This window comes from Candidatus Pelagibacter sp. PS_10_02 (genome assembly GCF_059418005.1).
This window is the reverse complement of sequence record NZ_CM182076.1, coordinates 789,872-801,730: the sequence shown is the minus strand read 5'-3', so window position 1 is coordinate 801,730 and position 11,859 is coordinate 789,872. Positions and strand designations below refer to the sequence as shown.

Here is an 11,859-nt window from a genome sequence, read left to right as displayed (position 1 = left end):
TTTTTATAATTAAAGACTACGGTAGGCAGTCCAGATAAGTATCTAAATCCCACTGAGTTGTTGCACCTAAAAATCTTTCCCACTCATCGTTTTTGTACCAATGAAACACTTTATACATTTCATCTGGCATAGCTGATTTGATAACTTCGTCTTCAGCTAAACGGTCAAGAGCCTCACCAAGACTTAAAGGTAATTTTTTGACTTCTTTACCAGCTGCTTGAGCTTCGTACATACTTCTAGATTCTGGTTTTCCAGGATCAATATTATTTGATATTCCGTCATCAAAAGATTTTAATAATCCTGAACCCATTAAATAAGGATTATGCATCGAGTCTACCGATCTATATTCAAATCTTCCAGGGGCAGAAACTCTTAATCCACATGTTCTATTTTGATATCCCCAGTCAGCATAAACAGGAGCCCAAAAACCTGTGTCCCATAATCTTCTATATGAATTTACAGTTGAAGAACCAATTGCAGTTAAAGCACCAAGGTGTTTCATTACACCACCAATTGCTTTTAGACCAACCTTACCAGGTAACTGAACATCTTTTGTATCTGGCATGAATGTATTTGTTCCACCCTCAACATAAGTAAATACATGGTCCATTCCTGGTAAAGATTTATGACTTAATTTATTCACAACATCTTTTCCACCTGTCCATAAAGACATATTTGTATGGCAACCACTTGCAGACACACCCATAAAAGGTTTTGTCATAAAGCAAGCAATTAAATTAAATTCTCTAGCAACTTGGGCACAAATTTGTCTGTAAGTTGATAGTCTATCTGCATTTCTTAAAACATCATCGTACATCCAGTTTAATTCTAGTTGTCCTGGTGCATCCTCATGGTCACCTTGAATCATATCAAAGCCCATTGCTCTAGCATATTCGAAAACTTTCATAAATACAGGCCTTAAAGATTCAAATTGATCTATGTGATAGCAATAAGGTTTAGAAAATCCTTTACCTGTTGGAGAGCCATCTTCATTTTTAGTTAACCACATCATTTCTGGTTCTGTTCCAACTCTTAATTGGTAGCCATGCTTTTTTTTAAATTCTTCAGCATGAATTCTTAAATTTCCACGACAATCAGAGGTTAAATGAGCGCCTGGGTTTTCTCTTTCTTCACGATTTCTAAAACAAGTAACAAAAACTCTTGCTACTTTTTTATCCCATGGAAGTTGACAAAAAGTTTCCGGATCAGGTATCCCTACAAGCTCTTTTGCTTCGGGTCCATAACCTATGTATCTACCATGACGATCTGTAAATAAGTTTGCAGTTGCTCCATAAACTAATTGAAAACCTTTTTCACATGTTCTTTCCCAGTGGTCTGTTGGAATTCCTTTTCCAACAACTCTACCAGTTACTGATATGAATTGAAAAAATATATATTCAATACCAAGCTCATCAATTTTTGCTCTAACTTGTTTTACTAGTTTAGCTCTGCCTGGTTGGTTAACGTGTTTATCTAGATCAGTCATTTTAATTTCACCCCTCAATGAATTATAATTTATTCAAAGGTAGCTGAAATTTTTATTAGTGTCTAGACTTGAAGTTTAACTCCAAGGGAACGGACTGTTCGATGTAGGGTGAAGTTCACCTTTCTCGTAACGGTTGAATCTAAACGGTTTTAATAAATCACTCTCAGTACCAAGAATTTCTTTTGCTACAAGTTCTCCTACACCAATCATTTTATAACCGTGATTAGCATCAGCAATCATATATACGTTCTCTAAAAATCTATCAAAGATTGGAAACGAGTCTGGTGTCATACATCCAAGACCACCAGACGGCCCTTTTCTATAAAGATCAGATTTTCCTTCAAATCTTTTTTGACAATGCGCTAAAGCCGAACACCACATATCATTGAATTCTTCTGTAGTTTGATATTCAGGAGATTCAACTCCATAAGGATCTACATTCACTTTATCAAAATGTTTATCAACTATGTAAGGAGACGTTCCACCTTGAACACCAAGTCCTTCAATGTCAGGTTTATAATAAATTCCCCAAATTTTATCAGTGATTAATTTTTTTGTTTTATCTGAATATAATGGAGCAGTAGAGTCAACATGGATCACAGGAGGTTGTTTTCCATTGTTCATTTTTAAAAAGTCGGGCTCAACCCCAATCACACCTTCTTGAAGCATCCAATATGTCCACATATCAGTTTCATGCATTTTGCCATCTTTACCCTTGATATTTGCTGTTTTTGGAAGTTCTAACATATTCCAAAAATCTCTAGCCCAAGGACCAGCACCAACTACTACTTGCTCGCACTCAATAGTTCCTTTGTCAGTTTCAACTCCAGTAACTGCTTTACTATTGCTACCTCTTTTAAAACCTGTAACTTTAATACCTTTCATTACCTGAACACCATTTGAAGTAGATTTATTTTCAAGAGCTTTGATAGAATCTTTATTAAATGCATAACCACCTTTTTTTTCATGAAGAACTGAAGTGATGCCTTGAGCTTGCCAGTCATCAAACATTCCCTTCATATAATTCATACAATCTTTTTCACCTTCAATAAATTCTGAATCGTATCCAATTGCTTTTTGTTGTTCGTAAATTGTTGCTACATCTGCATGCATTACTTCTGGAGAAATTTGTAAATATCCTACCGCATTATATTTAAATGCTTTTGGATCACTTTCCCAAACAGAAACTGAGTGTGCCATTAATTCTCTCATGGCTGGTTGAAAATAATTATTTCTAATAACTCCACACGCAATCCCACTTGCGCCAGCTGCAATATCTTTTTTTTCTAGGACTACAATGTCGCCAGGATTTTTATATGTTTCTGAAAGTTTCCAAGCAGTACTCAATCCATGAATACCACCACCAATGATAACTACTTTTGCTTTTGTAGGTAATGTTGACATATCAAAACATTATTTTTTGGTAATAGTAATTAATATAATTTTTTATAGAACTAAAAATTATATATAAAAGATATATACTTTGTAATTTTGATAAATTAATAGCTAATAGCTTATGTTTTTAAGCGTATTTAAATATTCGTTAAACTCATTAATAAATGACTCACTCGGCACTATATTTTTTATTCTCTGATCAGTTGAAGTTTTTTCAAGGCGAAAGAATCCTTTTTCGCAAGCTTCAGTAATGATTAATGCAGATTTTGGTCTAGAAGTTTTAAAAAGTTTTGTTTTTAATTCTTCAACAGATAATTTTGTTTGTTCTTTATAAGCTGACATAACTAATAACATCATATGATAATGAGAAGGAGACTTTCTAAAAAAATAGTTACTTGATGTATGAGATTGTTTCATTTGGTCTTCCCAAAAACTTAAAAGAGTTTTTTTATCTTTGGGCATTTTCAAGCTCTTACTCTAGATTTTGTTGGATCATAGAAAGGAAAAGCAACAACCTTTGCACCAATTCTTTTTTGGTGCCCATCTAATTTACCAATCTCAACTTCAGTTCCAATTTCAGAATATTTTACATCAATTCTACAAAGCGCAATATTTTTACCAAGCTTTGGTGACAACATTCCACTCGTTATAACTCCAATTTGTGCTCTACCAACATGAACACAATCACCATGAACAGCTGGTTCGTGACCAATAAGCTCTAAACCTACTAATTTTTTTTGAGGATTAGCTTTTCTTTTTATTAATTCTTCCTTGCCAATGAAATCATCTTCTTTAGTTTTAAGTGGAACAGTAAAACCAATTCCAGCTTCAAAAGGATCTGTTTGATCATCAAATTCATATCCATAAAATATTAGTCCAGCTTCAATTCGAACCATATCTAAAGCTTCTAAACCTAAAGGTGTGATGTCAAATTCTTTTCCAGCTTCCCAAACTTTATCCCAAACCTCACCAGCATCTTTTGGATGACACCATATTTCATAACCAAGTTCCCCAGTGTAACCTGTTCTAGAAATTACAATAGGTGTTCCTGTTTCATGTTCAATTCTTGCAATATTAAATCTAAACCATTCAAGTTCGGTTATTGAGGGCTGGATAGGGGCTGTCCAAACAAATTTTTCTAAAATTTTTCTACTATTAGGTCCTTGAACGGCAATATTGTGTATATGGTCTGTTGCAGATTTTATCCAAACTTTATAATTTTTCTTTTTAGCCTGTTCTTTTAACCACTCACCGCTGTATTCATCTCCACCAATCCATCTAAAATTATCTTGTCCAAATTTGAACAATGTACCATCATCTAACATACATCCATTTTCATAACACATCGCAGTGTAGACAACTTGACCTACTGATAGTTTTTTAACATTTCTTGTTAAAGTGTATTGCATTAAATTTTCTGCATCAGGACCAAGTATTTCAAATTTTCTAAGTGGAGAAAGATCTGTTGCTATCGCACTTTCTCTACACGCGTTATATTCTTTTATTGTTCCTGAATTAGTAAAATTATTTGCTAACCAAAAACCTTTGTATTCAACAAAATTTCTGGTTAGATCAGATGTTTTTTTATGAAAACCTGTTTCTTGAGTTAGTTTTGGTTCTGAGTCTGTTTTCATTCTAAATGCAATTGCTTTTGAATACTTATTATTCTTTCCGTAAGTTCTAACAAATATATCAGTAGGGTTCCACCCATTAGCAGCATCAACATCACAAGGACAAGCAGATGAAACGCACGTTAAATCTTTTAACGCTCTAAATAGAACATAATCACCAGGTCTTGACCATGGCTCATCAAATGTTGCAACATTGTTAGCATCAATTGCTGTATTAAAAAAAAGGTTTATAGCAGACCAACTTTTTCGAGCACTTATATCGTATTTTTTTAAACCTTTATTAAAATTATCAGTGCAATTGATGTGCCCCATGTAACCTAGGTCTTCATAGTATTTAGAAGTACAAGCTAAATTAAAAGTATCATGTCTTCCAACCGTGTCTCTTACTACTTCAACCATTGCTTCATGATCTCCATCATAAAATTTTGAAAACAATCCCGGGCCAGGATACGCGCTACCCATAAACGTTCTTGTGGCTTTATCGTCGATTATACTTTCAATACCATCATTTAATTTATGAGTATCGAAAGCTAAAAAATCAGAACATTGTCTTCCACCTGTATCTATGATTTGAATATATTCACCTGCTTTAACCTCATAAGTTTCTGCCGTTCTTCTTTTAATAAGTTGCTCAATTATAGGATCACTTAAAGGCTCTGGTAAAATAAATTGTTCATCAGTTTCTGAAAATTTTGCTCTATTAACAAAAATTGTTAAATCAGTCGGTGGATTTTGTTCATGAACATTTAGTGGGTCACCAGGTGCTGCTATTAACACAAAGCATTTATCTTTTGATGAGAGTGTTATTTTTTCTCCCATTAAACAATCTTCATCGAATACAATTGATGATTTAGCTTTTTTAAGATCTAGATTTCTTTTCTTAAAAATTTTTGAAATTTTTTCATCTTTTGCAATTACTCTTTTAGAGAAATCTGCATTTGAATTTTCTTTTAGATTTAAAATTGACAAATCAGGTTTGCCACTAGAATTAAAAACAATTATTTCACAAATTTGTTTTCCTTCTTCATTAATTATTTCAATTTTATCTTCGGGAAAAACCTCTATTACTGATAAGCCCCCACCTTTGACGAAGTATCTTTCAACTCCTGGTGGTAAAATCCTTAAACCTGGATTATTAATATCTCTGCTAGTTCCTAACATCTACTTAGCTTTTTATATATATTATATGAAGCATAATATAATCAAAATGAGTTGACTAGAAGTTTAATTAAGAACATAATTTGATTATTAATATAATCGAGGGGAATAAAATGAAAAAAATAACATCATTAATATCTGCTCTGATAATTACTGTAGTAAGTTTTACAGGAATATCTAACGCAGCAGATAGTAAAAAACCTATCGTAATCCCAACTCATAACTGGTCAAGTCAAATTGTAATGGCTTATGTTATTGGTGGAATTTTCGAAAGTATGGGTAACAATGTTAGCTATGTAAATGCTGACTCTCAAGCAGTATACGAGTCAATTAGAATTGGTGACGTATCTATTTCTCATGAAGTATGGGAATCTGCTTTTGGTAAGTCATTTACTACAGCATTAGATAAAGGTGGTTTACTTGATTGGGGTGACCATGAAGCAAGAACTCTAGAGGATATGGGTTATCCTAACTGGGTTGCTGAAAAAGGATTATGCCCAGGTCTTCCAGATTGGACGGCTTTAAAAAATCCTGCTTGTGCGAAGAATTTCGTAACACCTGACTCAGGTGGAAAAGGAAGAATGCTTGAAGGTCCACAAACTTGGCATGGAGATTTGATACCTCAAAGGGTTGACGCTTTAGGCTTAGGTGATCTTTGGATGGTTAAATTTGCTGGAAGTGCAGATGCACTTTGGGCAGAGTTATCAGCCGCTGAAAAAGAAGGAAGAGGAACAATTATCTTCAACTGGACACCAAATTTTACAGATGGTGCTGGTTTTACATTTATCGATTTTCCTCCATACACAGCTGGTTGTAGACCAGAAGACGGTGGAGATGGTAAATGTGGTTCGCCAGATGGTTATTTAAAAAAAGCAGTAAATGCTGATTTTCCAAAAACTCATCCAGCAGCAGCTGCGGCATTCAAAAAAATGTCATTCTCTACAAGTCAAATTGGTGCAATGGCAGCTTTAGTTGACATTGACAAAATGACTCATGAAGATGCTGCAAAAGCATGGTTAAAAAAGAACAAAAAAGTTTGGAAAGCTTTTACTAAATAAGGGTAAAGCTTTTAAATTTGAATCTCTCCCAACAATGTTGGGGGAGATTTTTTTTTAATAAAATGATCAAATATTTAGTAGTAATAATTTTTAGTTTATTTTTTGGCAATCTTTTATTTGCTAAAGATATAAATATTCAAGAAAATATAAATTTAAAATTTACATGTGATTTAGAAAAGAAAATAATAAAAAATTTAGAATACAATTATCAAACATTTTTAGCTGAAGATTTAGATGAAAAGGGTTTAGATAAATTTGAAATTGTAGCATCAAAACCTGAAAAACTTTTTGTAAATGGATTATCTTTATTCCTTTCAAAATCTGAAGAATTAAATGTTAAAATTGTAAATAAAAATATAATTTTGTTTAAATCCATAGATCAAGAAAAAAAATATTCAGAGTCAGCTATTATAGATAGAAACTCTGGTGAATTAATTCATGAAATTACACGAAATATTAAAAGCAAAAACTCTGAAAAGGAAATTTCTTTTTATTCATGTAGCAAAAAAGAGAAAAAAGTTTGATTTTTTTTTTAATGAATTTTGTGTAAAATATTGAAATGAAAAAATACCTTATTAGTATAATTTTAGGATTGTTGATTATATCTTCTGCTTTAGCTAGAAGCACGGGCTGTAAAGAAGGAAATTGTGAAAATGGTTATGGAAAATGGATTTACACTGACAAAACAACATATGAAGGTGAGTGGGTTGGAACCAAAAAACATGGTCAAGGAACTGAAACCTGGCCAAATGGATATATTTATAAAGGAGAATTTAAAAATAGTGAGTGGAGTGGCATAGGCACTCTAAGTTTTCCTGATGGCTCAACATATGAAGGTGAATGGAAAAAAGGTTTTATGAACGGCCAAGGTATTTTTACCTGGTCTGATGGAAAACAAAAATCAGGAACATGGATTAATGGAAAGTTACAAGAGTAATGTTAAAAGAAAATTATTTACATAAAATAAAAGAGTTACCAGATACTATTAAAGAATTTGCTGGTTTGGCACTCGTAATGATAATTATAATTTTATTTTTTGCTATCTTGAATAACATTTTTGGTGAAGGAGACGAGCTTGTTGCAAAAATGAAAATTGAGGAAGAAAGAGTTGCTGAAACAAGAAAACTAGACAAATTAATTTCAAGTCTTCCTTCAGGAATTTTAGTATATTTTGATGGAACTGATCATTTTAGACTAACAGATGAAGTTTATGAGAAAGTTTGTAATGCTACAAAGCTTATTCCACAGCGCGCAATAATGGGAGCAAATTTTTTAAATTTTAGAGCACATGAACTGTACACAATGAATGGTAATCAAATAAGTGATACATTTGTAAAATGGGACAAGGAAAAGAATAAATGTTTTGCAGGATTTGTAGTGAGTGGAGAGAACGTTGGTGTTGACGAAACAATTACTGTTAGTGGTGAAGCTTTAAGTTTTTTAAGCACAGGAATTGATACAAGAGTTTATTATATAAAAAATTTTTAAGGAGGAAAAAAATAATTATATCGTTTTTAATTTATCTTAATTTCGTATAACCTAATTACAAGTTATGTCTGATCCAATAATCAAATGTGAAGGCGTTTATAAAATTTTTGGGGAAAATGCCAAAAAAATGCTTCATGAATCTAATGGCAATGTAGATGCAAAAACTTTTCAAGATAATGGATGTATTGTAGGCGTTAATAATGCTTCTTTTGAAGTTTCAAAAGGAGAAATGTTAGTTGTAATGGGTTTATCTGGTTCAGGTAAATCAACTTTATTAAGATGTATTTCTAGATTAACAGATGCAACAAGTGGAAAAATTTTTATTGAAGGGCAAGATTTACTTCAACTAAACAATAAAGAGCTAATTGATCTAAGACGAAATAAAATGGGAATGGTTTTTCAAAGTTTTGCTCTACTACCTCATAAAACAGTTGTAGAGAACATTGCTTTTCCACTTCAAATTAAAGGAATTAAAACTGAAGATAGTATTAGTAAAGCAATGGAAATGGTAAAATTAGTTGGTCTTGATGGAAGAGAAAACTATTTTCCAAGAGAACTTTCAGGAGGTCAACAACAAAGAGTTGGTATCGCCAGATCATTAGCTGTTGAACCAGACATATGGTTTTTAGATGAACCTTTTTCGGCGCTGGATCCATTAATAAGAAAAGAAATGCAAGATGAGTTTTTAAGACTTCAAGGAAAATTACAAAAAACAATAATGTTTATTACTCATGATTTTGATGAAGCTTTAAAACTAGCGGATCGAATTGCGATTATGAAGGATGGTATTATTGAACAATTAGACACACCAGCTAATATTGTTTTAAATCCTGCAACAGAATATGTAAGAAAATTTACTGAAGAAGTCCCTAGAGAAAAAGTTTTGCTAATTGAAGATGTAATGGACGTAATTACAAAAGAAAATTTAAGTGATTTAAAAGTTTCAAAAGATGAAATTATTGAAAATGTAGCAGAAAAAATTTTAACTCAAGAAAAAACAGTATCTGTAGTAGATGAAAATAATCAAATTGTAGGTTCTATTAATCCATCAAAAATAATTAATACAGTTTTTGGAGGACGTAAAAATAACAATTAAAATATGGAATTTATTAAAAAATATCCCAAATTATTTCAGTGGTTATTTTTATTAATTATATTTTTTGCACTATGTTTTGCTATTGATGTTCCCGAAACATACAATTTTATAAGAGGACAAGCAGAATTTATTAAAGATCCTAACCAAAGTTCATACGTCTTATTTGGTAAAGAGGTAAGATATTATGCCTTTGATGTTTTTTGGAGATTACCCCCGCTTCTAGGGTGGCTTCCTATTTGGATAAATGACTCTTTATTTTTCTTAATGAATGAGTGGATGCCAATGGAGTTTTGGAATGAGGATACTCAAGAGTTTAAAACTCGACCCTTAGTGCTGCAAATCACTAGGAATTTAACTTCTTTTATGACTTTTCTTATTGAGCTAATAAGAGAGTTTTTGTTAGGTGGGCTTAATACTATTGTTGCATTTTCTAGTTGGGACTGGATTGATGCTAATCCTTGGGCAGAATTACCAGGACTTCCATGGACAATCGTGGCAGCAGGGGCAACAATTTTAGCTTATAAACTTAGTGGTAAGGGTCTTGCGTTATTTGCTGCTTTAGTCATGATTTATATTTCCATTTTTGGTCAATGGAAACCTTCGATGCAAACACTCTCTTTTATATTAGTTGCGGCACCTTTATCATTTATTTTTGGTTTGGGTCTAGGGATTGCAGCATTTAAAAGTAAACGAGTTGAGAAAGCTTTATATCCAATACTTTTGGTAATGCAGACTATGCCTCAATACGCAGTTTTAGTTCCAGCAATTGTTCTTTTTGGAGTAGGTGATCATGCAGCTGTAATTATAACTATGGTTGTTGCAGTACCGCCAATGATACTATTAACTTTATTGGGTCTTAGAGGTATATCCCCAGAGGTTATTGAAGCAGGTAAAATGAGTGGATGTAGTAATTGGCAACTGATGTCTAAAGTATTAATTCCAACAGCCAGAAGAGATATATTAATTGGAGTTAACCAAGTTATCATGGTTTGCTTTTCTATGGCTGTAATTTCAGCTTTTATAGGAGCAAAAGGTTTAGGATTTAATTTATTACTAGCTTTAAATCAGTTAAACATAGGATTAGCGTTAGAAGCTGGATTATGTATAAGCCTGATTGCAATCTTATTAGACAAAATGTCTTTAGCTTGGGCTAATAAACAAATTGATTATTTTGGAAACTTAACTTTTTTTCAACGTCATAAAAATACATTCTTTTTCATTGTAGCTATAATATTAGGGATTGTATTTGCATACATTGGATCTTTTTACTTTAAAGAAGGTTTTAATTATTTTTTTGAAATTCCACATAACAAAGGAATATCGACAGCTGATTTTTGGAACAAAGGTGTTGATTGGATTTTTGATACATTCTTTGTATATATAAAAGCATTTAATACTTGGTTAATTGTAGATGTGCTTCAGCCAATGCGTGCTTTATATTTAAGAATGCCTGCTGTAGCCACATTAGTTTTGGTTGTTGGTGCAGGATATATAATAGGTGGCATTCGTTCTGCTTTAATTGTTTGTGGATTAACATTATTTATAGCATTAAGTCCATGGTGGGATAGAGCTTTAGTTACAACTTACATGGCAACCTTTGGAGTTGTCATATCTTGTATAATTGGATTTACAGTCGGCACTTTGTGTTTTCAAAATAAAAATTCAGCGAGTTTTATGTTGGGAGTTTGTGATATTTTTCAAACATTTCCATCATTTGTATATTTAATACCTGTAATGATGCTTTTTGGAATAACAGATACGTCGGTATTAATTGCGGTAATAGTTTACGCAACTATTCCTGCAACAAGATATACCATTGAGGGATTAAGAAGTGTTCCTGCAGCCTTACATGATGCAGCAACAATGTCGGGTGTAACAAAATTTCAAAGATTATTCAAAATAGAATTTCCTTTAGCATTTCCTCATATGATGCTTGGTTTAAATCAAACAATAGTATTTGCTCTATTCATGGTGATTATCGGTGCATTTATTGGAACAGAAGATTTAGGTCAATATATTCTTAAGGCTTTGTCGGACAAAAATGGAGCGGGTATAGGATTAACACTAGGACTCTGCGTTGCCTTTATTGGCTTGATATTTGATAACTTAATTAGAACTTGGGTTGATCAGCGAAAGAAACACCTTGGGTTAAGTTAGCTTAGATATTTAACCTCTGAAAAACGATCTGTTGGAAAAATCCAATAAAATTCTAAAGTTTCTTTTCCATTATTTTTTAAAGCATGTTTTTCATTTCCGCCAATATATACAACGTCACCTTTTTTGATTTTTTCTAAATCACCTGATTTATTTAATATACCTTCGCCATTTGTAATCACATATATTTCATCAGGAGAATGATAGTGAAGAGTTAAATCACCTCCCGGTGCTATTTCAGCATAACCAAGTGATAGTCCAGAACTCCCATCAAAATCTTTATCAATTAAAAATTTCCATCTCACTCCTGGGTATTTATCCGTGGTTGTCCAATCTTGATCAGAAACAGATTTAAGGTTTTTTACAAATATCATATAAATTAAACATCAAATA

The 11,859-nt window shown here is 32.4% G+C and carries 11 protein-coding genes; 6 read left to right on the top strand and 5 right to left on the bottom strand.

Annotated features, from left to right (window positions below; translation table 11 throughout):
- Positions 1–16: 16 nt before the first annotated feature.
- From AC5SL1_RS04475 to AC5SL1_RS04460, 4 genes are all read right to left on the bottom strand, one after another.
- Positions 17–1,486, bottom strand: coding sequence for a glutamine synthetase family protein (locus AC5SL1_RS04475; RefSeq protein ID WP_494573435.1), 1,470 nt, complete (start codon positions 1,484–1,486; stop codon positions 17–19).
- Between the two features lie 75 nt (positions 1,487–1,561).
- Entirely contained in the window at positions 1,562–2,890 is a 1,329-nt protein-coding gene (locus AC5SL1_RS04470; RefSeq protein WP_494579227.1) for an NAD(P)/FAD-dependent oxidoreductase, read from the bottom strand.
- A gap of 102 nt (positions 2,891–2,992) precedes the next feature.
- Positions 2,993–3,343, bottom strand: coding sequence for a hypothetical protein (locus AC5SL1_RS04465; protein WP_494579225.1), 351 nt, complete (start codon positions 3,341–3,343; stop codon positions 2,993–2,995).
- A gap of 2 nt (positions 3,344–3,345) precedes the next feature.
- Positions 3,346–5,673 carry a trimethylamine N-oxide demethylase gene (locus AC5SL1_RS04460; protein ID WP_494599262.1) on the bottom strand — a complete coding sequence of 776 codons (2,328 nt, stop codon included), beginning with the start codon at positions 5,671–5,673 and terminating at the stop codon, positions 3,346–3,348.
- A 110-nt stretch (positions 5,674–5,783) separates the two neighbouring features.
- Between AC5SL1_RS04460 and tmoX the strand changes: the two genes are divergently transcribed.
- The 6 genes from tmoX to tmoV all read left to right on the top strand — a co-directional run bounded on the left by tmoX (position 5,784) and on the right by tmoV (position 11,469).
- Positions 5,784–6,728 carry a trimethylamine N-oxide ABC transporter substrate-binding protein TmoX gene (tmoX, locus tag AC5SL1_RS04455; protein WP_494579222.1) on the top strand — a complete coding sequence of 315 codons (945 nt, stop codon included), beginning with the start codon at positions 5,784–5,786 and terminating at the stop codon, positions 6,726–6,728.
- A 62-nt stretch (positions 6,729–6,790) separates the two neighbouring features.
- Complete coding sequence (locus AC5SL1_RS04450; protein ID WP_494579220.1) at positions 6,791–7,252, top strand: hypothetical protein; 462 nt, start codon at positions 6,791–6,793, stop codon at positions 7,250–7,252.
- Positions 7,253–7,287: 35 nt separating this feature from the next.
- Positions 7,288–7,665, top strand: a complete 378-nt coding sequence (locus AC5SL1_RS04445) for an MORN repeat-containing protein (RefSeq protein ID WP_494579219.1) — start codon at positions 7,288–7,290, stop codon at positions 7,663–7,665.
- On the top strand, positions 7,665–8,216 hold the full coding sequence (locus AC5SL1_RS04440) for a hypothetical protein (protein ID WP_494579217.1): 552 nt from the start codon (positions 7,665–7,667) through the stop codon (positions 8,214–8,216). The genes AC5SL1_RS04445 and AC5SL1_RS04440 overlap by 1 nt, the downstream gene beginning before the upstream one ends.
- A 64-nt stretch (positions 8,217–8,280) precedes the next feature.
- Positions 8,281–9,312 carry a trimethylamine N-oxide ABC transporter ATP-binding protein TmoW gene (tmoW, locus tag AC5SL1_RS04435; protein ID WP_494579216.1) on the top strand — a complete coding sequence of 344 codons (1,032 nt, stop codon included), beginning with the start codon at positions 8,281–8,283 and terminating at the stop codon, positions 9,310–9,312.
- Between the two features lie 3 nt (positions 9,313–9,315).
- Positions 9,316–11,469, top strand: coding sequence for a trimethylamine N-oxide ABC transporter permease protein TmoV (tmoV, locus tag AC5SL1_RS04430; protein ID WP_494579215.1), 2,154 nt, complete (start codon positions 9,316–9,318; stop codon positions 11,467–11,469).
- Here tmoV and AC5SL1_RS04425 read toward each other — a convergent pair.
- A complete protein-coding gene (locus AC5SL1_RS04425) occupies positions 11,466–11,840 on the bottom strand; it encodes a cupin domain-containing protein (RefSeq protein WP_494573445.1) in 375 nt (124 codons plus the stop codon). The genes tmoV and AC5SL1_RS04425 overlap by 4 nt on opposite strands.
- Between the last annotated feature and the right edge of the window lie 19 nt (positions 11,841–11,859).